Genomic DNA, 25,467 nt, shown 5'->3' with positions numbered 1-25,467 from the left:
ATTATTAGTCTATTGGTTATCAGTTGATTTATTTTGTTCTTCTAAACGATTCAAGCGCGTATGCACATCGTCCAATTGTTTATCTTTTTCAATCAGGTGCAGTGTCAGCTCCTCCACTTTCTTCAGCAGTAGCAAGTTCATTTTTGCCAAGTCCAGCCCATCTTTTTCAACGTCGGCTGCCGAAGGGATTTCCGGCAGGTGCCGGTGTTCTTTCACGTAAGCTTCCACCTCAGCGAGGGTAGCCACCTCGTAATCCGGGGCGAACACATAGTCCGGCACGGCGATGTCCGTCTTCACTTTGACTTCTGTGGCCAGGACGGCGCCATTCACGGCAAGCTTGGCCTGCGGAGATGCTGTACCGATGCCAACGTTGCCGTTATGCCGGATGATAAACTTATCTTCAATACCGAAGCGCGCCACATTAGCACTCGCTCTTACCGTTCCACCCCCCGCGGGCAAAGTACCCGTGTATAATGTAGCAAGCCGCCACCCATAGTTATCTAAAAGCAGGTGGACATCATTTATTGTTGTAGCAAAATTAACCTCGATATAGCTGTTCGTACCATCGTCTGTGATACGTACAGCCCTCCAATATTGAGTCGTTTGGCTGTCCGAATTGACGCGTATACCCGCCCCGCTACTCCAGTCGTGAGCCCAATCAATGGTGGTTACAATCGGTTGGTAATCGCCACCTTCGGTGAAGACGGTCACCCGTCCGAAACTCCTACCCCCCGATCCAGCCACATAAGCAACACGCCGCCAGCCCATGGCTCCGGAGCTGGCCGTTCCCGAGGTCTGAGCGATGATTATATTGGCCCACAGGCATAGTATTGAAAAAAGAAAAAACTGTTTCATGGTCTTTTATTTAAGTCTATTAAGTTGATTATTGTATGCGACGTCTGATTATCCTTTACCGCTTATCGGTTTTTCCACGGCAAAGGGCACGAGTCCAAGCGGTTGTGAAGGTCTAAGTTAATGTTCATCATATTCGTATGTATTTCCAGCAAACATATCCGAACGCATCGTAAACAGCAATACCCATTTTGGTGTATTTTTCATGTCTATGCTACTGTTTTCTATCTTCCAGCTGCTGCATACGCCCTTCGATGGCTTTATTTTTTTCAGCCAATGCATTATTCGCCTTCTCCAGTCGGATGATGTGCAATGTCAGCTTCAAGGCCAACAATCGCTGGATTGAGTGGTATTCAGGGAATCTGGTTAGTTGTGTTTGCATAGTTGTATCTTTTTGTCCAACAAAGCTATGCAAGGAATCAATTGCCTATGATTCGTTTTGGCTATAAATTTGATAGGCATAGGCTATAAATTTGACAGGCTGTGCCTATCAAAATCGACAGCCACAACGCGTTAAACTAAGATTATCAATACTTTATCCTGATATCAGGCGACATGAACTTATTTCCGTAAATAATTGAACATCTGACGCAGCAGTGATCGCAGGACACTTCATTCGAAAAAACTTTTGCCTTCCATGATATTGTGCCTTATAAGCCCATACAGGACGGGTATCGACAGCACCAACACAATGCCCATTACGATTAATTTTCCTCGTTTCCGCTTTTGATTGTCATCTTCGTCTTTCCGTTTTTTCCGGAGTTCTGGATATAAATTCGCTCTTTCATACCGAAACCAATTGTAGGACATGACGATGATAATTAAAGGAACTAACCAGAATTTATTGAAATGAGCGGGGATGGGATACTCGTAAAACACCCGAACAATGGCAAATAAGTCCATCACTAAAAAACACTGTATGACGGTTACTGCACCACTTGCAAAGGTATCTGCAACAACATTGCGCTTTTTGTGTAGAATACCATAAAACGGTAAAACATGTAATCAAAAATATCCATCATCCTACCATTCATATTTGTTAATCCCATCGATCAATATAATTTCGGAGTTATTAGGCAATTTTTTAATTAGAGTTTCGGCAACATTGAAAGACCAACAAGTGTTTTCACTTTTTAATTTTCATAAAAGCATTATATATCACAACTCCAAAATTTAAAAATAACCAGCCTGTTACCCCTATAACAAGACTGATAAAGGGTATTAAAAAAATCGATATAATCAATCCGATTATACCATAATATGGTTGTTCATTGAAATGTATAGGAATCTTTCCAATTAACGAAAAAAACCCTGCCAATATGCAGAATGGCGAAGTCCCAAAGACACTTGACCAAAACAATTTTTTAAAACTAAACAATTCATTGTTCATTGCTGCTTTTTATTAATCTCATCGATTTCTTCCTTGGTATGCGTGTAATGTGGTCTGTTTTTGAATGCTACCGTTTTTACGCCAATGCAGGGTGTCATGTCGCCGTCAAGCACATTTGTCGATTCCCAGAATCGGAAATCCTTCAATTTTTTGAGGCTCCGGATAGGCTTTATACTATCAATATCCCCCGTCGTTTTAATAGGAGATGAAACAACCTTTAAAATTTCAAGATTGCTTAGACCACCAAGATCTTCCAAGTCTCGCTTATTGAATTTCTCAATTCGCAGATACCTCAGCGATTTACAATCAAAAAGTGATTTTGCCTTCGGCCGCCAAGTGAACTTAGCAACCTCAAGTTGCGGAAAACAGGAAAAATCAATAGGCTGTTTATCATTTGCTGTAATGTTTAAAGCCAACTTTTTAAGAGCACTTAGGGCATGAATACCCGTCAAATCAATATGGCCATACCGCTGGATAACCAAAGTTTCAACAAAGGAACAATTTTGAAGAAAATTTACATCAGCAAAAGGATAATTACCGCCTTCCGCCACTATTAAACCATTGATGCCGTTCTTTCTTGCATATTGAACAGTTGCACTAATATCGCGGCCTACATAGACAGCTGGGCCGAATTCGGTATCTGCAACTTTTATACTCATATTAGAGTTCATCCATGCTTAATTGTTTGCCCGAACAAGAACGGTAAGCCAAATATACCTTAGTAAAAATCAACAACGCTATCTTTAATTTCTTTCTATTTCAGATAAAAATTGATTTGTTTTCCAAATCGGATCTTTACGGATTTTTTGGAGAAAATCTTTCGCTTTGAATTCAATTTTCCCTTCCTGTAGATATATACCCCATGTGCCATTGCTATACTCAATTCTATCAATTTCAAATCCGTTCACAAAACTTGTCTCAATGTTAATTTTTAATGCTGTAACTTCTATAAACTCTAAACTCGCTGGGGCTATCAAATACTTATAACTGTTACCCTTTTCCAATTTCCACTCCAATATGTAATCAATATCTAATGAAAAATTATCATCAAATTTAAAAGAGTAGACCGGACAATCATGCCATGAATATTCCTTCAACCTTTCTTCCGTACCTTGATTCATAATTAATTTAATTTATTGGCATTACATCTTTTTCTCTTAAGTCTGTTTTTCCCTGTATAGTCCCAGTAAGTCTTGTCAACCATAATAGATTTTACCCCAATGCGTAACTAAAATGGTAAAACCAACCCTCGGAATAAAAAGGACAACACCGTCATCTTCCGGTGAGCACCACAAATCCTCCCACGTATCAATCAATATTTTTTTTGATAGTTTAAGGATTTTATCCGGAAAATTTTCAATTACATAGATAAATTCCTCTCCATTATGGGAACCAATTTTTGCTTCTTCTAATATTAGCACCAAGTCACTGTCATCTATAATTTCGGAATTATGAGGCAATTTTTTAAGTAGCGCTTGATAGAAGCATTGGCTATCCAATAACTCTAACTCTATGTCTAATTTATCAGCATAATATTTCCTTAGTTCGTCCTTTTCTGTCTCATTCAAAAAAGCATGGTTTTCCAGCCCGGAATCCCCTCCTTTAACATTGTCTATCATTATTGCAAATATTAAAATTAAGGTTCAGTAAACACAGCTTCTGGCCCTTCACACGTCATTGTGTAACACCAACCTGTTTATCAATATCATTTTCAAACCGTTGCTTTGTTTTTGCTGATGTATGAATTTCTGTTGTCGAGTGTTTATATACACCAAGGTCTCCATCATCATAGACCGCAATCACATTGCCTTCTTCATCCGTATGTGTTGACCATGGCGCCATCCCGGTCGGGTCAATCATTATTATCGGGTTGTTCAGGCCGTAGTTATACGGTGAATAGGATTGAAAGCTCTCCGCCAACGGATCCACGCTCCCCCACCTTCCAATCACCGGATCATAGAACCTTGCGCCGTAGTCGTGCTATACTACAACAATTTACATCCTTAATAACTTTATTTCAATCAAATATCTCAGGTTTTATCTCTCTATATATATCGTTTATTGCTTCGATTAAATTAGGAGGAAGGTTCTTGTCCTTGGCTATTTCTAAATACTTATTTCTTTCTTCATTTATTATTTTCCTTCTCTCTTCTTTTCCATAAACGGCAATCTCCGCACTTATACCTAGTATCAGTTTTTCTCTTAGACAGGACTCCTTATGGATAGACAAAAATTTGACGAAATCAAGCAAATGGATATCGAATAATCTCTTGCCTAATTCATGAAAACTCTCAGCCAAATCACCGTCACTTTCCTGACACATGTTTTCAAGCCTTTGCAGCACGTCGTCATCATATTTTTTTTCTAGCAACTGAATTAAGCTATCTACCTTTCTATATGGATACATTGTGCTTTCCTGAATAATATTTTCACTGGAATCAATGCCCGATGTTTCAACACTGTCTTCGTTAGTTATTTGCTGCTCGTTTTCTACCTTTCCGTGGCAGCTATACAGCCAAAAACCAGTTAATATCACATAAACTATATTTTTCAAAATCATGTTACTCATTGTCCAAATATTGACTTAATTAATTGATTCCATGTATCCCATTCGGCTTTGTTGGAATTTTCATCGGGTTTTGTATACTTCACCCCACCAACAAATGGCACAGGGCCAGGTACAAAAGTTTCCTCCAAGTCGTCTAAAACGGTGAGTTTGCCTCCCTTCTCTTCTTTATCGTTTTTCATCAAATTATCAGTAATCTCTTTCAGCGTTTTGATATTAATGTCACTACATCTCAGACAGCCCTCCGTCTTCTTCAAATCTGGGTTTTTCACAGGTTTCCAAAGACCAGTTTTTGAATCGTACACCTCTTGCCTTCCACCATGAATGCGAATCAAATCTCTTCCGCTTTCCAATATCTCTCCAGATTCTGGCGTCAATGCCAATCGGGGATTCGGGCCATAGGAACCTCTACTACCTCCAGATATCCACATGTTTTGATCCGGAATATCATAGACACCAAGCGGAGTATCTACCCCTCTTTTACTTCTATCCCTTCCACCAACTCCTTCCAATCTAACTTGGAAAGTATATACCTCGTTACCGTGCCTATCGGTAACCACTGCAGTCCCATAACCATATTTCCCTCTATCTTTATACGCGTGAACGGTTATATCCCACAACCCATGCCTGTCTATGCGAAGTATTGGATTATTCCGGACATATGCATAGGGGCTGATTTCATATAATGTGGAAGCCAGCGGATCCACCGTTCCCCACCTCCCTATCACCGGGTCATAGAACCTTGCGCCGTAGTCGTACCAGTCTACTTTTAAGATATCTCCGTACTACTTATGTTTTATCAAGAGGACACACAACATCTTGTAAATAACCCATAATAATATGCCCGCAATTATTGTATCAAATATCGCAATAAATGTATTCTCGGACGTTCCCCCTGGATTTATGGATTCATGAATGGCAAATGGCAACATATTAAACAAGTTGGGGGTTGTCAAAACATACCATAAGAACAAACCCGATATTGGCAATGCCATTATAAACGCTAATATCCTACGCTTCTTCGAGTATTCCATAATTATCATCATTAATTGTCAGTGACAATCTTTCCATCTACAATTTTATATTTTCTGGCTGGCAGGTTTCTAATCCGTTCCATAAGACCAAAGAACCAGAAAACAAGGACTCTCACTTTCAACTAAAATAAATGTATATAGGTGCGGCGAATAAGAAAATCATCGCGGTTACAGCATACCAGTGTTTTTTACTCCAGCTTGGATAAATAAAGGGTGATGCTAGGCTAAGTACTAATCCCCCAATTAAAATAACAACTATTGCGTTAGCAACAATAACTAATGGCCACTGAGCCCCATCGGATGTGTTTATTCCCGCAATTAAAGCAATTAATAATGTCATACCTACAGATAGGAGTAACCAAGCCATAACTAATTTCATTGGATTATTCAAACTATTCATCTTCTACTATTTTTCCGTTAACGACTTTATATCTCCCTGCGGGGAGGTTCTTAACCTTATCAAGAAAATCAAAAATTGAATGGCCTTTATTTTTACCACTATCTGTGGTTACGTTCGCTCCATCTATTGCTTCAAATGGACTTCCTAATAGCTTATTGTTAGCTACAGGGTCGTTATCATTTGAAAATTGAAATGTCGGAACTCCTTTTACAGCTTTTTGCTTACCGGGCTGAAAAGGCGCAAAGTCGGCTTCAAAATCAATCCTAACCCCTTCAATATTGTTTTCTCTTGCGTAATCCAATATTGCCTGGACATAACCTTTTCCATAAGCCCCACCCATACTATGTGTAACAACCTTGATACTTTCGGTTATAGCTCCACCTGTTCTTCTTAGACTTTCAATAATGTCGGCAGCACTCGCCTTTCCTTCTGCATAACCCGCTGCCGTCCTGCCTGCTGCACCGACTCCGGATAACCCCGGAGACAAGAGGGTGGTTAATGGATGATAGCCCTTCATCTTATTTCCAGCACCATCAACATACATGGCATGGTAATCGCCTAAATGATTCATCACCTCCCCTGCGAAATCCCGAGTTGCCACCCATCGACTCTCGTCTATCCCCGAGCTAACCCGCTGCCTTACCCAGCCACTTTGCCAATAACGCCGGCTTCCTCCTTCACCATAATGGTTTCCATTTATGAAGATAACGAGTTTTCCATCCGGGTCTATCGCATTGATAGGAGTATTTGCTGCATATACATACGGTGAAATCTGAAAATATAGCTCTGCTTTAGGGTCTATCGTGGATAATCTCTTTGTCACTGGGTCATAGAACGTTGTATCTTAATCGTAAGCATATAGGCAAATCATGAATCCATTTAATATTTTGAAAGTATTTTCGAATAAAACTCGTCAATATCATTTGGTTTTAACGCTATTGTATTATAGTATATCAAACCATCGGCAATTTCGATGAATTGATAATTCCCATTTCTAAAAATAAAATGCTTCAAGGGAATTCGAATATTTAAGCTATCTCTCAATAAAAAAACCGAATCCCTGCTATCATTTAAAATTATTTTATCAACAAATATTTTGTCCCCCGTAGTGTTGCCTTCTATCCCCTCAATAATTCTATATTCAACAGGAAAATCTGCAAGTTTCGAAAGCCGAGCCTTTTTCATATGAATTTCTTCTGAATGGTCAAGTTTAGTTTCCTTCATAAAATATTCTAAAATGATGGTTGAATCTTTCTCTTTACCGATTAAGAAGGGTATAGGGTCTATAGCGAATGAACCCTTGTCACGCATTGTTAATCCTTTATCATATATTTCTATCGAATTACTTTCCCCCCATTTATCATTAAGATAGGTACATATAATATTATCTTCATCGAAGTAAAACTGATATGCTTTTTTAAGCTTATCCATAGTCAACCTATCATTCTGTTTACTATTATATGTACACGATAGTAGAGTAAAGACAACCACCAAAAATTTTAATCCTTCCATATATTCGAATATTTTAAAGTGAAATCTTTCAATGTTCGAATCCCTTCAAATCCAATTCGTTGAAAAAGATTTGAACCGAAATCTTCTCCGTATGTCCTAAACCTCGCATTGGAGCCGTCAAAGTTTAACGCCTTCTGTCTGAATCCAGAATAATCTTGAATAAACGCGCCAAGATTATTTCCAGATAGTTGGAATGCTCCATAGTTTACTAACATATCCCTTTTATCCATGCCGCTAATCCTACCGAATGCCCCTGCTGCGTAGTTTCCTAAATCTCTTGGGCTAAAAAACACTCCTTCGCTAATTTGGGACCCTGTTTTCATGTAAGATTTAGGGTCGAACACACCGCCATTCCTAGCGTTAAAAGCGTAATTCACTTTTCCTACAGTACCGAAAGCCATTGCAGCGATAAAGCCTTGATTGGCTTCGAAGTTGTTAATCCAATCCATAGCTTCAAACGAATTGAAATTTATTTTATCTCCGGCTTGAAACGAATTTATATCAAAAGTAACACCAACCTGTTTATCAATATCATTTTCAAACCGTTGCTTTGTTTTTGCTGATGTATGAATTTCTGTTGTCGAGTGTTTATATACACCAAGGTCTCCATCATCATAGACCGCAATCACATTGCCTTCTTCATCCGTATGTGTTGACCATGGCGCCATCCCGGTCGGATCAATCATTATTATCGGGTTGTTCAGGCCGTAGTTGTACGGTGAATAGGATTGAAAGCTCTCCGCCAACGGATCCACGCTCCCCCACCTTCCAATCACCGGATCATAGAACCTTGCGCCGTAATCGTATTGATTCAGCCCGTCCTGCAATTCCTTCCCGTTGTAAAGATAATTATTTTTCGTACCCAAGACAAAGCTGTTGTATGCCAGCCCAAAGGGAAAATAATCGTCCGACTGTATTTTCCGTGCGGTGCCGCCGTAGATGTCAAAGCTGACCCGTGCATTGCCCAAGTGATCCGTCAGCGTGTATTCATAGTTATATGTACCGTTGCTCAGCCGGTAAGCCCGCCCCTCCTCCGTCTGGATGAACTCAATGTTGCCCCCGCTGTACTGGATACCGTCGATGTAATCCGCGCTCTGGCTACCCTTCACCCGCCGCAGCTTACGGCCTGTGGCATCGTAGGTATAGGTGGTTGCGTTCGGCCCGGTGACCCCTGCTATCAGGTTCAGATAATTGTACGTAAACGTATTCGTCCCGTCGGTATGCACATTCCCGTTGGCATCATAGGTGTAACTCCGCGATACGCCGCCGCTGACACCCGACAGCCGGTTGCCGGTATATGTGTAGGTCTGCGTTGCGCTGCTGCCCCGTTTCAGCGACGTGATGTTGCCCATCTTGTCATAGTTGATGCCCGTTTCACTGAAGGCCGTCGTGGAAACCCCTTCTTTCAGTCGGCTGAGGTTGTCATAACTATATGTAAAGCTTTTATCCAAATTATTGGGTACCCCCCAATGTTGGCTGCTGATGTCGCCATTATAGCGCGGGGCGCTGCCTGTGTTGTACCGAAGCTCCATGGCGAAAAGCCCCGCACTCGCCGTACGCAGCCATCCCCTTTCATTGTACGTGTATTCCACGGTCTGTTTTGCCGTTGTTCCCTCCTTATGCAATTGCTTTTTCATCAACTGACCAACCTCGTTATAGGTATTGGCGGCAATCAGCGTGCGGGTGCCTGCCGTACCGGCAGGGCTCACCGTTTTCCATGTTTCGATGAGGCGGTCGCGGTTGTCATAGTTGTACCCTGTCGTGATGGTGATTGACGGTGTGCCCGCATTGTTGGTATGGTGTTTCCTGACCGTTTCGGTCACCAGTCCGGTGAAACTGTAAGCAGTGGCAATGTCATCAAACTTTGAGGTGGCGTAAGTACCCCCAAGGTAATGCTGGCGGAACTGCCGGACAACCTGCCCCTTGTCGTCGTAATAATTCACCGTCCACAGATAAACCGCCGGATTACTTCCGAGCACCAATACCCGCTCCAGTGTCGGCTTGCCCATCGTCATCTTGCTATACCCCGCTTGGGTAAAGACAGCAGGAATCGTCTGGAGACCGCCTACATTGTAATCGTCATAAAAATGTTCAGTCATTACGGTGCTGATAGCCGATGTCCCCGAGGGCCACGCACGGTTCGTATACGCCGTGCCCGTACGCTCTTCCCATGCGTTGGCACCGCTTTGGTTATTAACGATGGTCTGCAACGCTTGCCGCGTTATCGCTGTACCGCCGTTGTTCCATATTCCTGTCTGTACCACACGCCCCAACCCATCGTATTTAGTGACCGTCCACGACTTTGCCGCACGCTGTACACCATCCTGCGTAGCCACCACCAAGTCTTGCTTATTATACACCATATACTCCCGCTCTTTTCCGGGCAGTTGCTTTTCCACCAGCCTGTTCCGTTTGTCATATTGATATTGGTATGCATAGTTTGCTATTTGGGTGGCATTCGGCAGATTACCGTTGTCCGGATTGATGCCCGGCGGCAATACAAAAGTGAGATTGCCAAAATTATCGTACACATAGTAGGTGCTTAGCATCTCTTGACTTCCGTTATTCAGGTTGAATGTTCGCCTCAAAACCACCCTGCCCAGCTTATCTGTATATTCCTCTGACGTGAATATACGGCCATAAAAAGTCTCCTGTGCCGCCGCCGAATTTTCATCTTTTGTGACGGTTACATGGAGTTCGTTCTCAGCGTATGTCCCATTGACGGTCAATGTCGGTACCCCGGTCGATGTGTTGACCGAAACACCGTAGTTTACGGCACCTTTGGTATTTGCCAGTAAGGTAAGTGCAACCCCATTGTTGGTGCTATAAGTGAATTGCACGGTCCTTCCACTCGTTGTACTACGCGTTGCCGCCGGCTGCCAGACCAATCCGGCAAACCCCTGTTCCGCGGTACGCATAAGGGGCGACGGCTCAAATTTCCGTTGTGCAAAAGATGGCGTAAGGCCGGATGAAACAGGAATCTGCACCACGCCCGAACCCGTGGGCGGCGCATTGTAATACGCTGCCTGCAGCGAAACGGCATTGTTCTTGAAAGCACCACCAACACCTGTTGCTGTCGCAAAGGGCAGGTATTCCCTATCCTGCCTACCATACGCATCATAAACCACAGGAGTAACCAAATCGCTGTATGTAGTGGTGGTTCCGTTTATCCTGTTTGCAGCTTTGACCCCTACCTGCTGGCTCGGACGGCCCAGACCGTCAAAGTACTCAATATCCCGCATCGCATCAGTAATCGTCAGCGAAGGCGGCGTACTGAATGCTTTTAGATAACGGGTTACCTGGATATGATTCTGACTGCCGGTCGCCGCGGCGCCCAACACGGGGGATGGAGCCGCAATAAAGGCATGAAAAGGGCCACCGGTCTGGAAGCCGGGCTTTAGGGTAATGCTGACGTTATTAGAGTATATACCCGTTGTCTGTGGTTGGCTCAGCTGCAGTTGCCCAAAAACGATTGGCATCCCGCATATACCTGCGGCAAGCCAACAGACTGTACTTATCAAAATGCTCACTTTCTTTTCCATGATTGATTGTTTTTACGGACGGTAATTGTATTTATAATCCGTCACGACATTGCCCTGCAAATCGACTACGGATGACAGGTTTCCATAACCGTCATACCGGTAATAAACCGTATTTCCAGCCATATCCGTCCCGGCCCCCAACCTTAAAAACGTATCATACGTATAGGTTTTAACACCCGCACCGGCCGGATGCAGAAGCACACCGTCAATAAAAATATCGCCCGACCCACCGATGCTCAGGGAAGCTGTACCAGAAAATACCCTCCTGTGAAGCGTCCACTCGTTGATGGTACGTATTGGCCCTGATAACGCAGGCACCGCAGTCCCCCCTGTAATCATCGGCTGGCTGCTTCCCTTGCTCCAGTATGTCAGCACATATTGCCTACCGGAGGTAAGGCCGCTTTTGCTGATAGCACCGTTTTTCAGGTTATACACCCGTATGCCGCGAGGAGACGAAACATCCGAGACAGTTGCCCCCGAATAGGTCCAGTTCCCTTTTCCAGCAGATTCGAAATCGCCGAACGCGATGTCATTCAAGTTCGCGTTGGCTGCTTCGGCAATGACCATCGAATTGTTGAAATCCAAGATGTAGGCAGTAAGGTTCCCATCTTCGTCGATTTCCGTCGCGTTATTAGCCGCATCATACTTATTAAAAACAACCTGTTTCTCAACCACCCCGTCCCGTATGTATTCAACCCGGTCACGCACCACCAACTGTCCGTTATTTTTATATTTGATATTCAGTCTGCTCACCTCGTTTCCGTCCACCAAATCTGTCCTTGTGAGCAAGCTTCCATACATGGATTTGCCCTTCAGCAGATTGGCATATTGGTTATTTGTGGTGGCATCTTGCGGATATACAAATACAGACTTACGGCTGATTTCCCTGCTGTCAACAGCTTGCTGCTGTATCAATTGCCCCTTCGTGTTATAGGCATATTGGACGGTACTGGCCAATGGCTGGCCATCCAAATAATCTGTTTCCACTCTGGTGGTGTTCAGATACCATCCCGACTTTATCGGGTAGTATGCTACCCTGAACAATTGGCTCCGCTCAACAGGCCCTATAAGCCACGAAGCATTACATTCCCCGTCAAGCACCATAAAAGACTTAAATGTTTTTACACCCGTAAAAAGGGAACTCCACTTGTTTTCATACCCATAAAGTGTCCTTTTAACCGGCGTTCCCGCCGCATTCTCAAGAATCTCTTCCCTGAGCAGCCCATTCATCAGATCAGGATCCTCAGGTACCTCAGTAGCCCATCGGGCCGCTTGGTTATGGAACAATAAGATGCGCTTTCCAATGTTCGCCGTGCCTGCCCGCTCAATTTCCTCCACACGGGAATATCCCACGGCACTGCCGGAGGCCGATGACGACAGCGGCACATAGCTTTCTGAAGACAGGTACCATATCTTCCGGAAATCAACAAATGTCGTATAATGGCCCGGGGAAACCTGCTCGACTTTCTCAAAATACATCCCTTTTCCATTCAAATGATGGATCGGCGACATTAAAAGCCCCGAAGATACCAAGCCGTCCGCTGCCTTGTACCTTAGCTCCTTATGGGATGACAAACTCCCTGCCTGATCAAAATTCCTGATTGCAGAAACGCGTACCCCGCCACCGATGCTGTATTTAAACATGCTTCCCGTATCCATATACTCAATGGTTGCCCGGATGGATGCGCCCTTATTCCAGTCATTTTGGGGGCCGATGAGGTCAGGAAGTTCCACAATCAGGTTATACGACGCCTGCGAATCGTATGTTATCTGTATATCCCGTTGCCAGCTTATCCCGGCATTGTTTAAGTAAGCAGGCTTGTCCTGTGTCACCATACTGATTGGCGGCGTCACGTCGGTTACCTGCCCGTTTTTTATTTTCTGAAGCTTGGCCTGTGCATTCAGCAACCGGTAAAACATGGTATCGGGCAGGTTATACTGCGGGTTTCCATTGCTCAGGTATACCCTCAACTTCACGGTGAGTGTTTTCGGCAGGGTAAAGGCCACCGATTTGGTATTGTAAGGCATGTTCTGGTCCTCGGCCATAATAAGCACATTGGCCGAACTTATCTTATCCGGATCGGGATAATTAAAGTTGGTATAATCATGGGGCTCATAGGTAAATTCCGTGAAACCTCCGGTCGGATATACTACCTTGGTGAGCAGTCCAGCCACCATTTTGTCGGGTTCCGGTGTCCTGTTCCCCCCGTTATAATTACTCAGTAAACTGAAAGGAAGGTCCTGTCCATAATATCCGGAATAATAAAAGAACGAAAGATCGGGTATTAACGCTGGGTTTTCCTTCCCGTTGAAATACCCCCAGAAATCCTTCGCAAACGAACTTTTCAAGGGCAGCAGGGTCGTATTATAAGTAAAGCTGTAAGGCGGCTTCGTGCTGACGGCTATACCGTTGGCGTAACCTATTTCCTTGACCCCCGTTAGCCGAAGCCGTTTCCCATACAGATCGCGCTGTGCTTGCGCCAAACCCGAAGCCGGTTGTCCCCTGTGCCCGCCCACGGTTGAATACGGGAAATAATCCTGCAACAGATTGAAAGTTTTTATCTTTTCATTGTTATAGCGGCTCACGACATCTACGGACTTAACCCGTCTTACCGTACCGGATATATCCTCCCTGCTGTCCTGTATGAAGTTTATCACAACATTCGTCGCCGTGATACGGTGAAGCATCTTAATCGTATGCGCATTGTAGCTTACATACGGCTGAACAAACTGTTCGCCCGGTGTGGCAAACTTTTCATGGAAAGCAGAATGATACGTCTGGCTGAACGTCTCCGACGTGTAGCTGCCGTCCTGATACTCAAAATCGATTTCCCTCCCGTTCGTCAGGATAATTTTTGACAACTTCCAAGTGTTTCCGGCATTAACCTGACCGGTGGCTGTCACCGTCTCCTTTGCCTGGAATACAAACCGTTGCCCGTGAATGTTGGTGATGGTCCATTGCATACTGTTACCGGTAATCTGAAGCTCTTCCTTTTTGTCTATCAAGACAACCTGTGCAGTTTCAGGATGTATGTAGAATTTACCTGAACTCCCTCCCGGCAATGTGTAATAGTAGATATCGGGCTGTCCATGCCCCGCAAGCGCACGCTGAAACGTCTGATAAGAGTCGCCTGTCACCGAGAAAGTCGGACACAGTACCTTATCGCCGATGGCAGGCCTCGACGACTGATAACCCGTCGAAATGATATTATTCTTTAAAAACTGATATCCCGCCGCATCGTACGTAACCAGATTATCCATATTGTCGGCCACCCCCAAAACAGACTGGATAACGGCCCCTCCCGGCTCCAAACTCCATCCTAGCCCAACATTACTCGCCTGTTCTTCCACGTTGATGCCCGAGCTGTGGTATCTCAACACTACCGGAATCGTGATGCCTTCCTCTTCGATTGTATAGAGCGGTATGGATATATCCGCCGTTCCGGTATAATGCCCTATCGGTATATCGCCAAACTTGCCAAGCATGGCTGCCTCAGGCGAAGTGCTTACTTTTTTCCCTAAATCTACGCCGGAAAAAAGATTGTTTTGACTAAATACCCGTGCTGCTGGCGATAGCATAAGCAGGCAACATAACAATAACTGTGTCTTCATATTTAATAGGTTATTCTGGTTTATCCCGTCTCATCATAGGCACTCATCGATTGCCGAGCTGTCTTTCCAACCGCTCGATGCGTTCATCCTGCAATCGTTCATTTTTCTCCTTCTCAATCAAATGCAGCGTCAGCTCCTCCACCTTTTTTAGTAGCAGCAGGTTCATCTCGGCCAAATCCAGTCCATCTTTTTCGATATCTTTGGCAGATGGAATTTCCGGCAGGTGCTTGTTCTCTTTCACGTAGGCTTCAATGTCAGTAAGCGCGGGTAGTTCATAACCGGATTCAAAGACATAATCCGGCACGGTGATGTCTGTCTTCACTTTTACCTCCTTGGCCAGGATGTTGCCGTTTACGGCCAGCTTGGCTTGGGGGGTTGCGGTTCCGATGCCGACGTTGCCGGATGCATCATATTTGACCATGACCCCATCGTATGATTGAACAGCTTCAGGATGAATATAAAACAATTGGGATAGTTGCATTCGACCGTCTGTACCTGATGCAGTATAAAAGGAAAAACGAAGTTTAGAAAAACTTCCTCCGGGCATTTTTACCATATAATGTCTTTGCGAATGGTTCGTCACATTTGCTACCGTTACCCATTGATTCACTCCATTATATACATTATACCCTTCAATCTTGAAACTGGTGGGGATCCAATTTCTGCTACTCCAACCTATCCAGGCCCCCTGCTGGGTATGTTGGGGCGGTAGATTCTCCACCAAGATCTCCAATGGCTGTGCTGATGTGGGAGCCGTTGACGACTCTGTAGGTTGGAATCGCCCATCAAACAAAACATCTAGTGCAATGTTGGGACCTTGCCTCGTTACCTGATAGCGTTTATTTGCATAAAACAGGAGGTTCTTTTCTAGACTTCCTGTCGAAATGTTGGAAGGTATGATTACCGAGGATGTCTGTGCATTTAATGAGACTTGCGATAGGCAGTGAAGAAACATCGCGAAACAAACAATGGGTCTAAGTGTCAACTGATTCATGTGCGTTAAATTATTTTTATAAATGGTAACCGCTCGCTAATAACTATGGCTCGATACAGATACTCATTGTTATTTCATTGTCTTTGAGTTATGGTTACTTGCTTTACATCATAGCGGGAGTAAAGCTATGCAGAGAATCGATTGCCTATGATGCGTTTCGTCTATAAATTTGATAGGCACAGGCTATAAATTTGATAGGCTATGCCTATAAATCTGGCAATAAAAAACCCCGATTCTCAGCGGGGCTCACACAGAACACACTGTTTCACTACCACTTACTAAGCAGCCAACCTTGCAAAAGCAGCGTCACCACGCAACTCACCACTGCGCCATTAGTGGCAAGTGCAACCATATTCATCACGTCGGATCTCTCCGAGGCTTCTACTTTAATTTTTACGTCTCAATCAGATTCAGGATATGCAAAATCGAATTTCCCTGCCTGCATTCGGTAGACTTTTCCTGCTCCCCAATCGGTAGCCCTGCAATCTTTTTCAAATTATGATAAGCGACCCCTTGTGCAAAAGAACGCAGGGCGTAAATGTTGGTTTTAGCCCACTTTCACGTTGGGTTTTGATTGTAGGATCAAAAAGAGCAGGTCATTTAAAAATTGATTTCTGTCGCCTAAGTCGAACGGCTGGAATTTGTCGAGCAAAAACTTCATAGCTGGTCCGACTTTCTATGGTGCAATGTGTGTTGTATAATTTTTCTTTATAAATGTATATGACCTGTTTATCATAGGCTTTTTGGGCAAGTATATGACATATAAGCTATCACCAATTTCATATCCTTCATTCGTAGTTTGCCCAATATATTTTACATGATTCACTTGAAAGCTATACTCAATACTTATGGTTCCTTTGCCGCCCACTTTCATCCTAGAAGTGACTATGCCGTTACTAAGTTTGCCATTATTTGCTAATCGATAGTTCTCAATGGTTTTTTCGCTTGCCCCATAAATAAATCGTCCTACCAAAAACAATATTAAAATCGTTCCTAAATGGATTTTCCAGTTCCCAAAAATGGGATCACCGCCCCTTTTTCGTTTTTTGCTCATGCGAATCTCTTAATTTATGTTCTTATCAATTTTGCGTTTAGGTTCTATTTTTTGCGCTGCATCTCTTCAAGCTTCGTAATGCCGTCTTAGGCTAAACACGGTATTCACCTTCAGATTTAGGCAACGCGACATGGATTTATCTGTCTCCTCCCATTCAATCCCGTCGATGTCAGGAAGACATTATTCAAGACGGAAAAGCTCAGGACACTCAACGGCAACGATATCGATAATGTTGTCAGAATTACACACTATAAAATGTTTCAGCTCCCATTCTTTAAACATCTCTTCACTCTCCATATCCAGCCATCTCAGAAATTCAGAATCAATGGAAATATTGATTAGCCCAAAAGTTGAGTCCTGGTTCAATAACCTTAGCCTCGCCCCTTCCTGAAAAACTCTATATCCTAAAATTCCGCTAAATCTAATTTCCAAGGTATTCTCCGGAACGTTAATGTCTTTCAAAAAAATTGATAGCTTTCCAAATGAATCTTTTAATTCCACGAAATACATTTGGGTAGACAAATTTTCAGCCTGTTCCCAAACCTTAAAATTATTAGCAGTCATATTATTTATACCTTATCTTCGTCTCCGATTGTCCAACTGAACATTCATGAACAGCACCCCAAAAGTTGTGTCCAACTTTTGGGGTGCTGTTCAGATGGCCGGGCTATAAAGTATTGCAAGACTAATTTATACGGGACTTCAATTTACAGTCCGACTATTCTTTTATATCCAACCTTTCCTTTACGATACCAGCCATCCAAAAAGAAACAACTGCCAGCACCAGTGCCATGAAGTTTATGCCTACTAAAGTATTATCCGAAGAGTCAAACTTTAGATTAAAGTCCAGCACCATTGGTTCAAAGTAAATACCCCAGCGAATGTCTTTGGTCAAGTGTTCAAAGTTAATGAAGAAAAACAATTTGTTTCCTTGCGTATATCGGTAATAAAAACCATCTGTAAACAATGTTATGCTTTGCAGTGCAAATATGACACCGTTGATAACTGAACCACGCCTTAATGAGTCCTGTCTTTTGGAAACCAAGGTATCTATTGCATTGAAAATGGTAACACCTATTATAAGGCCAGGAACAACGACCGAGAACCAAGCACCTAACGTATTTAACTCCTCCTGCTTGAATATCACCAAAAACAAATAAAAAACGCACGTTAGTGCTGACAACAATAGGTAAACACTAATTATCTTGATTACATTACGGGTTTTCATCAGGCTTTTTATTTGGGGTTACTATTTTTTCCACAGCCGTTTTAAAATATTCTTGAACACTTTTATATGCATCATGTAAAACATTGACGGCTTCTTTCGGATTAACGTTCACGGTGACCGCCCCCTGTTTTATGCCAACCTCTTCAAGAAGATTAGGAACCTCCGGAAGCGCGGTCCCATTTAATTCCACCGATGTTTCAGTATTAACCTTTGGTTCTCCTCCTGCAATGTTTTCCACATATTCAGCCGAAGCGGTGCCTTTTCCTGGTAAGGTAGACACACCAGCTTTCAAACCCATCCCAATATCCCCCTTGCTATCCATCCTCACATATACTTCGGTACCTACACCATCTTTCTCTGCACCCATCGACATTCTTGCTATGTCTTTTCCTGTTGACTTGGCATCTATCGGCTTCATATCCTTCGCTACGAAAGCAAATTGATTAATCGCTTCCCGAACCTTTACTTTCGTTATAGATACCAACGCATTCAAAATCGGATTAGGCCACTGCCCATCCGAATCAATGAAACGCATCGGATTATCGAATGCATAGTTGTATGGGCTCCACCTCCTGCCCTGTTCGGCCTTGGGGTCGATGGTGTTCCACCTGCCAATGTACGGGTTCCCGAGACTACGCTCGGGACAGGCGCCGAACCTCTCATCGTAGTCATAATATCCTGAGCCGTCCTGAGGTTCCCTGTCGTTGTAAAGATAGCGGCTTTTGATTAATCAAGCCTGTTTTCAGTGACAATCAAACTATTCCGATGCCCTCCCACTCGATGCCGTCGATGTAGTCCGCGGTGATACTCGAAAACACTGAACGCAGCTTCCAGCCCGCTACGCATCATCATTTGTTCACCCAATTTGTAAACCGATTACTAAGGTCTATAACAATATCCTCATTCGGAGAGTAAATATCACATCCTCGATCATCATAAATATTTACGATTAACGATTCAGTGAAGTCTACAAAGTAGCATGTTATATTGGCTGAAGGTTCAAAAACCAATTCGTAATTTATTATTGACGCTACTATAGGCGATACCATTCGAAAAGAATATTGTTCATAATGAAGACATAAAACGTCGTAGTCATTTTCCTTCCATTCAAGCTTTTTATCTGCCTTATCGGGATTTATACCCGCTGTTTCCAATGCACTTAACTCGTTGGCTCCCCATAAAATTATTATTAGCCATACCCCTTTACCACCAAAACAATAATCCAAAACGGCTGCACTTCTATCAAGTGCCTGCTGGATTCTAAGCTCATCCTCAAGGTCTTCTCCAAGACCAAGCCGCACACGATGATCAGTAATGCTGCTTAGCGTAGTCTTAGGTATATCTCCAAACTTCTCTATGAACATTCCTTCTAAATCAGCACTGTTCTTGATTTCCATTGTCTTTTGAATACATTAAGATTTTTATCAGCAGCCCCAACCCTTTTCAGCCCCCAGCCTCTCTATTATCCAATATGTCAATAGTGATCGCAGGATACTTCATTCGAAAAAATTTTTGCCTTCCATGATATTGTGCCTTATAAGCCCATACAGGACGGGTATCGACAGCACCAACACAATGCCCATTACGATTAATTTTCCTCGTTTCCGCTTTTGATTGTCATCTTCGTCTTTCCACTTTTTCCGTAATTTTGGGTATAAATTTCCTTTTTCGTATCGAAACCAATTAATAACTCCTATCGAGGCTATCACCGGTAATGCCCAAAACTTGTTAAAACCATTCGGGAAATCGTACTCATAAAAAACTCGAAATAATGCAAACAAATCAAGAATTAGAAAGAACTGCATAAGCGCAACAATCATCGAAGCAGCTGTCTCCGGTGACAAATCCTTTCTTTTTTTGTAGAACGAAGCTACCCTATAGAATATATAATCAAAAATATCCATCATCCACAATGAAAAGCCCAGCCAGGTTTAACAAGATCATAACCCTGAAAATATCCAATCCCTGTTTCGGTAAAAAGCCGACAGGAATACGATAAATACGCTTATCAAATAATATAAAACTACGACCAGGATTGACCACCAAATAGCTGGCGGTTCGCTGTGTTTGGCTTTATAGGTTTCAAATATCCGTTTATATCGCTTCTTATGCAGGTAGTATGAGAAAACCAAACAATATATCAAAACTCCAACAACATATTCGTTCTTGTCGGTAAAGATTTCCAAATGTTGTGTTGTCATACCTTCAATAAAAAAGAGGATTGACATAAGGTTCAACACCAAACATAAGCCTATCAACATAACAGGAATGAAAAGCGGCATATCCTGATTACTCTTTGAGCGTAACGCTAAAATATATGAATGTATAAACAAAGAATTATAAATCATTAGTTTCCAAATTTAGTCTCTACTTTGCCCAACGTATGCTTCTGCCGCCAAATTGCTGATTCATTGTTAAGTGTTCCCAGCCCGTCGAGTGTTCTGAAACCGGATCCAAATATCAAAAAGGCGGAATTGGTTGAAACGTTCCCTGAAGAGCAAACTAAAAAGCCCGGCTCGTTAGACGGCCGGGTCTTCATTAATTTGTCAATAATTAATCCACCGAACCTCCGGTGTTTGGTTTGTAATCACGTCAATAATGTTATCACTGTTACAGACCATATAATGAGTTACATCCCAGTCATTAAACAGACCATCGCTTTCATAGTTAAACCACTCCAGGAAATTAGACTGCTGTGTTTTACAAAAAGTATAAATATAGGGATTGTCCAGTTTTTTCAAACGTCCGGACTCATTAACTATCCTATAACCAAGTGGATTCTTAAACACTATCTTCATCCTTTTCTCAACAAGATCAGACTCTTTTAATAAAATTATCAGACTTCCTTCCTTAAAATACATTTCATAAAAAAAGGGCGAGGAAGGGAGCTCCTTTATAGGTTCCCAAGGCTCATATTTTTCTTCTATCATTATCATCAAAGTCCTTATTTGCTTGTTCCATTCCGCCATCCTTTATGTATTCTTCGGTACCAGTGCCCTCGAAAGGGCAGCCAGACTACACTGGATGACAATCAATTTACCCCGCTATTCATATTTTTTATAGGCCGCATAGCCGTGGTCCGTTACCAGCAGCACAGTCTTGTTTTCGGGAATATAAATGACCATCGCTTCATCTGACGTATCATACCATACATAGTCCCAGTCATCAATCAGGCTCTCGACTTTAAATTCATCAACCCGGCTTACCATATCCCAGATGATATAACTTGAGGCTGAACCTTTGATAGACAGTTCAGACATAAGTGATTGCAGAAAGTCTCGTCCCGCACCTTTGTCATCATATCTAACTTTGTTAGGGATGTATCTTTCGAGGTGTTTGAACAGGACTGGCGTTTCAATCCTATTGTTTGTAATCCCCGTCAAAGACAACAACATACCTACGACCTTACCCGATTCAAATTCATCGAGAGACACGAAGCCAAAGACCTTTCCCTGGTTTTCTTCCTTGAATATTTCAACCTTAAACGGTTCCATCAGTCAATCTTTATCGTTCCTTTCCTGAAAGGTCTTCTGCAACTTTATCTGAATATTCCATTATCTAATTTTTCCATTTTTTGTTCCTCTTTTTTAGCGACGTGACCAAACATACTAAAGGCAAAATGAAGAATGAAATGCTCACGATATAGTTAAATCCTGCGGTTGCTTTTTGGAAAAACAAATAATCGAATCGAGACACATATATCATATCGACCATATCCCCCCTGCTGTATACCCCATCGACACAATTCTTATTCGAAATGACGATGGAATACTCCCTACCGTCAAATTTCACATCGATTCTATTGTTCCTCCGTTGGCAAAAATCAGGGACGTTGATGACCTCGGCACTTACTTTAATTCCTTCCGTTTTTGCCAAACGATACTCAATATAGCTATTCTTGAAGTTTTGAAACGCCAGAAATCCAGTTAACAAAAAAGCGATCAAACAAATATAATTCATCTGCTATGGTCTGAAAGCAATGGGAATATCGACATCTAAAAAAAATATCATCGCTGAGGTTTCTTGCCGTTGTAAAGATAGCGGTTTTAAGTCTGTTCTCAATGGCTATCGAGCTATCCCAATTATATTGGAACGGCATTGAGAAGCTACACACTTGGCTATAAACCCCGCCAAACGGATAGCAGTCAGCCGCGAATTTTTCCGGCAACTTCCAGATACGATTTAGTTACACCAATTTCCGTTCATACTGCACTCGGTCTTCCGTTCATAAAAATGCCCCCAATAACGAACAACACCCCAAAAGTTGTATCCAACTTTTGGGGTGTTGTTCACAAAGGCCGGGCTTGAATTTCTTGCACAACGCTCTATTTATCAACAGATGTTACATCAGCATTCGCGGATTGACTTGATAGGTTGCCAATAAAAGTCCTTATATTTTTCTTGTTCCAACCATAAGAAATAGCCGAGATGAACATCGCTTCCGGGTTACAGATGCTATTAATAAGGACTCGACCGTCACCCCGCTTGATGGTAATCAACTCGCCCCAACTGGCCGACCGCTCCCAATCCCGGTAAGCTCTCACATAACCCTTTTGCTTCTCGATGATTTTCCATTTCAACTCTTCCGATGTCTTCTTCAATGCCCTGTCAAATGCATCACTCGTATAGGACAAATCGAACTCCCGGAACTTCAATCTATTCCGTTGCAAGAGAAAGAAAGCTCCGGCAAGAATGACAAACCCAAAGGTTATCAAAAAAAGCTCTTTCGCTTCCAGAACCCCATTGTAACTGTCCAAAACGTAATATTCCACTAAGCTCCAAAGATTAGCAAAAGGAACGATAAGGAAAAAAAACACAACAGAATAATGCCAAAGAAGCTGTTTCTTGGACAAGGTGATTCTTTCGGGTTTATTTATTACGGAAACTATCTTAGAACCCCTCATTTTTTCAGCGTTTTATCCCTAAAAATCTTTGAACCGGAAGCCTTACATACTACCCCACCTGCCAATGTACGGGTTCCCGAGACTACGCTCGGGACAGGCGCCGAATCGCGCGCCGTAATCATATGACCCTCCGCGGAGTTCCGGAATTCCGGCCGTTTTCCCAACAATCGGATTTCCGCTTGCTCAAAAAACGTCTTACACCCCCAAAGATATGTTTTTAAGGGTTGTCCGGCCACTGTTTTTTCACGATGTTTCCGGGCTTGTGCTTATAAGGGTTAGCAATCCGTCACAGCAAAGGTAGCCCTCCAAGGAGAGCTCCGCCAAACTGGCCGCAAACAACGGAATGTCAAAAATAAGCGCTAATTTTGTATGGAGCCGTTGAATATGTACGCTGGGATTAGAACCGTATACGAAAATGGCTTATTGAATTAACTTCAGCGGTTATGAGACTACAGGTAATACAGGACAGCAAGGGCAAAGCCACCGGGGTGTATATCCCCATCAAGGAATGGAGGGAACTCAAAAAGCAGTACCGGGATTTGGAGACCCTGGAATACGAGGAACCCACCAAAGAGCAGTTGTTGCAGGAACTCAGGGAAGCGGTAAACGAACTTAAATTGGTGGAGCAGGGCAAACTGAAAGCCCGTCCGGCGCAAGAGCTGCTGGATGAGCTATAACATTGCCTCCATACCGCTTTTTGACAAGCAGGCCAAACGGCTGGCCAAGAAGTACCCATCGCTCAAAAGGGATTTGGCCGCGCTTATCGAACAGCTCGCCGATGAGCCGGAAATGGGTACCGCCCTCGGCAACAGCTTCTACAAGATACGCCTTGCCATCGCTTCCAAAGGCAAGGGGAAGTCCGGTGGCGCGCGGGTGGTTACCTACGTGAAAGCGGCCCGCAATACCCGCCATTAACTTCATATCATCAGGGAAAAACTCAACATTGGATTGATCTTTATAGCTGGACAAACCCTGACCAAACTTATTTACCAGTATTTCATCTTGCAATACCATATGTCATTTTGGAAAATTCGCACCGAAATAACTTACAGTCTTTGTTGTCGCAGTCCCACCGATAAAATAGGATTCCGGGTAAACCGCGGTCGTTGTGCCGCTATGCTTCGGTGCATTCCAATATTTGCATATTGTTCGTGAAGGAATCGGCCTCCTCGCAAAGAGCAAGATGCAGGCGATATTGAAGTAAAAAGCCTCAAACGGTAGTCAGAACTACGTGGGGGATGATGACCGGAATCTCAAAAATAAATGCTATTTTTGTGGAAAAGCATTTGAATATGTACACTGCAATTAAGGGCATTTATGAAAATGGCGTGCTTAGGCTCCTGGAGCCGGCCCCAAACATAAAAAAGGCCGAAGTGGTAGTAACTTTCCTTGAAGAGGAAAAAAAGGCAACCACAAAAAAAGCCAGAAAACCCGGAGGGCTTCTGCGTTTGCAAAAAAACAGTGGCAAACGTTTTGACATTCCCAAAGATTTCAACGATCCCATTAACGATCTGAAGGATTATATGTAATGGAAATCCTGATCGATACGCAGGTACTGATTTGGTTTCAGGTAAACCATCCCAATCTTGGAAAAACTGCAGTCAGGTTAGTTACTGAGCCGAATAATACAATATATGTCTCTGACATTAGCCTCTATGAGATTGCTATCAAACAAACAATAGGCAAACTGGCAGATTTCAATGTTGATATACGGGATATCGTAACTGTAGGTAAAGAAGACGGCTTCAATTTCCTCCCGCTGAGCCATGATGCTATCGCGGCCTATGCTAATGTTCCGCTACATGACGGGCATCGCGATCCGTTTGACCGACTGATCATTGCTACGGCAAAAATGAGCGGCCTTACACTTTTATCTGCGGACGAAAAATTTGAACTATACGACGATTACGTCTCTTTGATTAAATTATAGGAGCTGGTCACAGGACAAACCGGCCACCTAGAGCGGCGTGTCACGCGTCATGATTGGCAAGTACGAGCGCGGCCGTAAAGAAGCTGGCAAGATTGCTGATGCTTGCCTTTCGAAAAGTCGTTCATATTTTCGCCGAGTACTATATAACCGCACTCGGTCTTCCGCTCATAAAAATGCCCCAATAAGTGTCTAATTTTTGGGGTGCTGTTCAGTTTGGACGGCCGGGCTTGAATTTCTTGCACAACGCTCTATTTATCAACAGATGTTACATCAGCATTCGTGGATTGACTTGATAGGTTGCCAATAAAAGTCCTTATATTTTTCTTGTTCCAACCATAAGAAATAGCCGAGATGTATAGTACTCCCCAAATATTGGACAGCTGCTTAAATGTTTAACTTAGCAGTTGTAAAAATGAAAAAAGAACGTAGGAAATTCAGTGCAGGCTTCA

Annotated in this window: 26 protein-coding genes and 1 pseudogene; 4 read left to right on the top strand and 23 right to left on the bottom strand. The window is 43.0% G+C overall.

Features of this window, described 5'->3' with window-relative positions; all coding sequences use genetic code 11:
• Positions 1 to 9: 9 nt before the first annotated feature.
• The 23 genes and pseudogenes from BMW65_RS23115 to BMW65_RS22985 all read right to left on the bottom strand — a co-directional run bounded on the left by BMW65_RS23115 (position 10) and on the right by BMW65_RS22985 (position 22,956).
• Positions 10 to 855 carry a hypothetical protein gene (locus tag BMW65_RS23115; protein WP_090609313.1) on the bottom strand — a complete coding sequence of 282 codons (846 nt, stop codon included), beginning with the start codon at positions 853 to 855 and terminating at the stop codon, positions 10 to 12.
• Positions 856 to 1,066: 211 nt separating this feature from the next.
• Positions 1,067 to 1,234, bottom strand: coding sequence for a hypothetical protein (locus tag BMW65_RS24365; protein ID WP_177181280.1), 168 nt, complete (start codon positions 1,232 to 1,234; stop codon positions 1,067 to 1,069).
• 230 nt (positions 1,235 to 1,464) lie between these two features.
• Positions 1,465 to 1,758, bottom strand: coding sequence for a hypothetical protein (locus BMW65_RS23110; protein WP_143054001.1), 294 nt, complete (start codon positions 1,756 to 1,758; stop codon positions 1,465 to 1,467).
• Positions 1,759 to 2,238: 480 nt separating this feature from the next.
• A complete protein-coding gene (locus tag BMW65_RS23100; RefSeq protein WP_143054000.1) occupies positions 2,239 to 2,901 on the bottom strand; it encodes a hypothetical protein in 663 nt (220 codons plus the stop codon).
• Between the two features lie 84 nt (positions 2,902 to 2,985).
• Complete coding sequence (locus BMW65_RS23095) at positions 2,986 to 3,363, bottom strand: hypothetical protein (RefSeq protein ID WP_090609306.1); 378 nt, start codon at positions 3,361 to 3,363, stop codon at positions 2,986 to 2,988.
• Between the two features lie 75 nt (positions 3,364 to 3,438).
• Complete coding sequence (locus BMW65_RS23090) at positions 3,439 to 3,861, bottom strand: hypothetical protein (RefSeq protein ID WP_090609305.1); 423 nt, start codon at positions 3,859 to 3,861, stop codon at positions 3,439 to 3,441.
• 55 nt (positions 3,862 to 3,916) lie between these two features.
• Positions 3,917 to 4,210: pseudogene (locus BMW65_RS24735) on the bottom strand (RHS repeat-associated core domain-containing protein); the annotation flags it as partial.
• Positions 4,211 to 4,259: 49 nt separating this feature from the next.
• The gene (locus BMW65_RS23080; RefSeq protein WP_090609302.1) at positions 4,260 to 4,811 is read right to left on the bottom strand and encodes a hypothetical protein; all 552 of its coding nucleotides are present in this window, start codon (positions 4,809 to 4,811) and stop codon (positions 4,260 to 4,262) included.
• Positions 4,808 to 5,584 (bottom strand): RHS repeat-associated core domain-containing protein, encoded by a 777-nt coding sequence (locus BMW65_RS23075; RefSeq protein ID WP_090609300.1) that lies wholly within the window; start codon positions 5,582 to 5,584, stop codon positions 4,808 to 4,810. Before BMW65_RS23075 ends, BMW65_RS23080 begins: the two co-directional genes overlap by 4 nt.
• 376 nt (positions 5,585 to 5,960) lie before the next feature.
• Positions 5,961 to 6,242 carry a hypothetical protein gene (locus tag BMW65_RS23065; RefSeq protein WP_090609297.1) on the bottom strand — a complete coding sequence of 94 codons (282 nt, stop codon included), beginning with the start codon at positions 6,240 to 6,242 and terminating at the stop codon, positions 5,961 to 5,963.
• Entirely contained in the window at positions 6,235 to 7,065 is an 831-nt protein-coding gene (locus BMW65_RS23060) for an FtsZ/tubulin family protein (protein ID WP_090609296.1), read from the bottom strand. The genes BMW65_RS23065 and BMW65_RS23060 overlap by 8 nt, the downstream gene beginning before the upstream one ends.
• Positions 7,066 to 7,121: 56 nt before the next feature.
• The gene (locus tag BMW65_RS23055) at positions 7,122 to 7,673 is read right to left on the bottom strand and encodes a hypothetical protein (RefSeq protein ID WP_177181279.1); all 552 of its coding nucleotides are present in this window, start codon (positions 7,671 to 7,673) and stop codon (positions 7,122 to 7,124) included.
• Between the two features lie 68 nt (positions 7,674 to 7,741).
• Positions 7,742 to 11,296 carry an RHS repeat domain-containing protein gene (locus BMW65_RS23050; protein WP_090609293.1) on the bottom strand — a complete coding sequence of 1,185 codons (3,555 nt, stop codon included), beginning with the start codon at positions 11,294 to 11,296 and terminating at the stop codon, positions 7,742 to 7,744.
• Positions 11,297 to 11,308: 12 nt separating this feature from the next.
• Positions 11,309 to 14,908 (bottom strand): hypothetical protein, encoded by a 3,600-nt coding sequence (locus BMW65_RS23045; RefSeq protein ID WP_143053999.1) that lies wholly within the window; start codon positions 14,906 to 14,908, stop codon positions 11,309 to 11,311.
• A gap of 43 nt (positions 14,909 to 14,951) precedes the next feature.
• Positions 14,952 to 15,902, bottom strand: a complete 951-nt coding sequence (locus BMW65_RS23040) for a hypothetical protein (protein WP_143053998.1) — start codon at positions 15,900 to 15,902, stop codon at positions 14,952 to 14,954.
• Positions 15,903 to 16,578: 676 nt separating this feature from the next.
• Complete coding sequence (locus tag BMW65_RS23035; protein WP_090609288.1) at positions 16,579 to 16,956, bottom strand: hypothetical protein; 378 nt, start codon at positions 16,954 to 16,956, stop codon at positions 16,579 to 16,581.
• 180 nt (positions 16,957 to 17,136) lie between these two features.
• Entirely contained in the window at positions 17,137 to 17,520 is a 384-nt protein-coding gene (locus tag BMW65_RS23030) for a hypothetical protein (protein WP_090609286.1), read from the bottom strand.
• 154 nt (positions 17,521 to 17,674) lie between these two features.
• Positions 17,675 to 18,184 carry a hypothetical protein gene (locus BMW65_RS23025; protein ID WP_143053997.1) on the bottom strand — a complete coding sequence of 170 codons (510 nt, stop codon included), beginning with the start codon at positions 18,182 to 18,184 and terminating at the stop codon, positions 17,675 to 17,677.
• A complete protein-coding gene (locus tag BMW65_RS23020; protein ID WP_090609283.1) occupies positions 18,171 to 18,719 on the bottom strand; it encodes a hypothetical protein in 549 nt (182 codons plus the stop codon). The genes BMW65_RS23025 and BMW65_RS23020 overlap by 14 nt, the downstream gene beginning before the upstream one ends.
• A gap of 313 nt (positions 18,720 to 19,032) precedes the next feature.
• On the bottom strand, positions 19,033 to 19,581 hold the full coding sequence (locus tag BMW65_RS23015) for a DUF3885 domain-containing protein (protein WP_090609282.1): 549 nt from the start codon (positions 19,579 to 19,581) through the stop codon (positions 19,033 to 19,035).
• 1,149 nt (positions 19,582 to 20,730) lie between these two features.
• Positions 20,731 to 21,114, bottom strand: a complete 384-nt coding sequence (locus BMW65_RS23000; RefSeq protein ID WP_143053996.1) for a hypothetical protein — start codon at positions 21,112 to 21,114, stop codon at positions 20,731 to 20,733.
• Positions 21,115 to 21,228: 114 nt separating this feature from the next.
• Positions 21,229 to 21,678, bottom strand: coding sequence for a hypothetical protein (locus tag BMW65_RS22995; RefSeq protein WP_090609276.1), 450 nt, complete (start codon positions 21,676 to 21,678; stop codon positions 21,229 to 21,231).
• 831 nt (positions 21,679 to 22,509) lie between these two features.
• Positions 22,510 to 22,956, bottom strand: coding sequence for a hypothetical protein (locus BMW65_RS22985; RefSeq protein ID WP_143053995.1), 447 nt, complete (start codon positions 22,954 to 22,956; stop codon positions 22,510 to 22,512).
• 575 nt (positions 22,957 to 23,531) lie between these two features.
• Here BMW65_RS22985 and BMW65_RS22980 point away from each other — a divergent pair.
• The 4 genes from BMW65_RS22980 to BMW65_RS22965 all read left to right on the top strand — a co-directional run bounded on the left by BMW65_RS22980 (position 23,532) and on the right by BMW65_RS22965 (position 25,018).
• Positions 23,532 to 23,765, top strand: a complete 234-nt coding sequence (locus BMW65_RS22980) for a hypothetical protein (RefSeq protein WP_090609271.1) — start codon at positions 23,532 to 23,534, stop codon at positions 23,763 to 23,765.
• Positions 23,755 to 24,003, top strand: coding sequence for a hypothetical protein (locus BMW65_RS22975; RefSeq protein ID WP_090609269.1), 249 nt, complete (start codon positions 23,755 to 23,757; stop codon positions 24,001 to 24,003). The genes BMW65_RS22980 and BMW65_RS22975 overlap by 11 nt, the downstream gene beginning before the upstream one ends.
• Positions 24,004 to 24,380: 377 nt before the next feature.
• Positions 24,381 to 24,617 carry an antitoxin AF2212-like protein gene (locus BMW65_RS22970; protein WP_090609367.1) on the top strand — a complete coding sequence of 79 codons (237 nt, stop codon included), beginning with the start codon at positions 24,381 to 24,383 and terminating at the stop codon, positions 24,615 to 24,617.
• A complete protein-coding gene (locus BMW65_RS22965) occupies positions 24,617 to 25,018 on the top strand; it encodes a type II toxin-antitoxin system VapC family toxin (protein WP_090609268.1) in 402 nt (133 codons plus the stop codon). Before BMW65_RS22970 ends, BMW65_RS22965 begins: the two co-directional genes overlap by 1 nt.
• Positions 25,019 to 25,467: the final 449 nt, after the last annotated feature.

Origin of the sequence: Parapedobacter koreensis, assembly GCF_900109365.1 — a bacterium.
In the GTDB taxonomy this organism is placed as follows: Bacteria; Bacteroidota; Bacteroidia; order Sphingobacteriales; family Sphingobacteriaceae; genus Parapedobacter; species Parapedobacter koreensis.
The sequence above is the reverse complement of the archived record's forward strand: the minus strand, read 5'-3'. Positions and strand labels throughout refer to the sequence as shown.

Bases quoted from the DNA above. Each gene is read 5' to 3' on its own strand.
- BMW65_RS23025 (WP_143053997.1), bottom strand. From the start codon at position 18,184: ATGAAAACCCGTAATGTAATCAAGATAATTAGTGTTTACCTATTGTTG.
- BMW65_RS22965 (WP_090609268.1), top strand. From the start codon at position 24,617: ATGGAAATCCTGATCGATACGCAGGTACTGATTTGGTTTCAGGTAAAC.
- BMW65_RS22970 (WP_090609367.1), top strand. From the start codon at position 24,381: ATGTACACTGCAATTAAGGGCATTTATGAAAATGGCGTGCTTAGGCTC.
- BMW65_RS23055 (WP_177181279.1), bottom strand. From the start codon at position 7,673: ATGGATAAGCTTAAAAAAGCATATCAGTTTTACTTCGATGAAGATAAT.
- BMW65_RS23045 (WP_143053999.1), bottom strand. From the start codon at position 14,908: ATGAAGACACAGTTATTGTTATGTTGCCTGCTTATGCTATCGCCAGCA.
- BMW65_RS22975 (WP_090609269.1), top strand. From the start codon at position 23,755: ATGAGCTATAACATTGCCTCCATACCGCTTTTTGACAAGCAGGCCAAA.
- BMW65_RS23090 (WP_090609305.1), bottom strand. From the start codon at position 3,861: ATGATAGACAATGTTAAAGGAGGGGATTCCGGGCTGGAAAACCATGCT.
- BMW65_RS22980 (WP_090609271.1), top strand. From the start codon at position 23,532: ATGAGACTACAGGTAATACAGGACAGCAAGGGCAAAGCCACCGGGGTG.
- BMW65_RS23095 (WP_090609306.1), bottom strand. From the start codon at position 3,363: ATGAATCAAGGTACGGAAGAAAGGTTGAAGGAATATTCATGGCATGAT.
- BMW65_RS23100 (WP_143054000.1), bottom strand. From the start codon at position 2,901: ATGAGTATAAAAGTTGCAGATACCGAATTCGGCCCAGCTGTCTATGTA.
- BMW65_RS23035 (WP_090609288.1), bottom strand. From the start codon at position 16,956: ATGAGCAAAAAACGAAAAAGGGGCGGTGATCCCATTTTTGGGAACTGG.
- BMW65_RS23020 (WP_090609283.1), bottom strand. From the start codon at position 18,719: ATGCGTTTCATTGATTCGGATGGGCAGTGGCCTAATCCGATTTTGAAT.
- BMW65_RS23040 (WP_143053998.1), bottom strand. From the start codon at position 15,902: ATGAATCAGTTGACACTTAGACCCATTGTTTGTTTCGCGATGTTTCTT.
- BMW65_RS22995 (WP_090609276.1), bottom strand. From the start codon at position 21,678: ATGGAACCGTTTAAGGTTGAAATATTCAAGGAAGAAAACCAGGGAAAG.
- BMW65_RS24365 (WP_177181280.1), bottom strand. From the start codon at position 1,234: ATGCAAACACAACTAACCAGATTCCCTGAATACCACTCAATCCAGCGA.
- BMW65_RS23115 (WP_090609313.1), bottom strand. From the start codon at position 855: ATGAAACAGTTTTTTCTTTTTTCAATACTATGCCTGTGGGCCAATATA.
- BMW65_RS23080 (WP_090609302.1), bottom strand. From the start codon at position 4,811: ATGAGTAACATGATTTTGAAAAATATAGTTTATGTGATATTAACTGGT.
- BMW65_RS23000 (WP_143053996.1), bottom strand. From the start codon at position 21,114: ATGATAGAAGAAAAATATGAGCCTTGGGAACCTATAAAGGAGCTCCCT.
- BMW65_RS23015 (WP_090609282.1), bottom strand. From the start codon at position 19,581: ATGGAAATCAAGAACAGTGCTGATTTAGAAGGAATGTTCATAGAGAAG.
- BMW65_RS23065 (WP_090609297.1), bottom strand. From the start codon at position 6,242: ATGAATAGTTTGAATAATCCAATGAAATTAGTTATGGCTTGGTTACTC.
- BMW65_RS23030 (WP_090609286.1), bottom strand. From the start codon at position 17,520: ATGACTGCTAATAATTTTAAGGTTTGGGAACAGGCTGAAAATTTGTCT.
- BMW65_RS23050 (WP_090609293.1), bottom strand. From the start codon at position 11,296: ATGGAAAAGAAAGTGAGCATTTTGATAAGTACAGTCTGTTGGCTTGCC.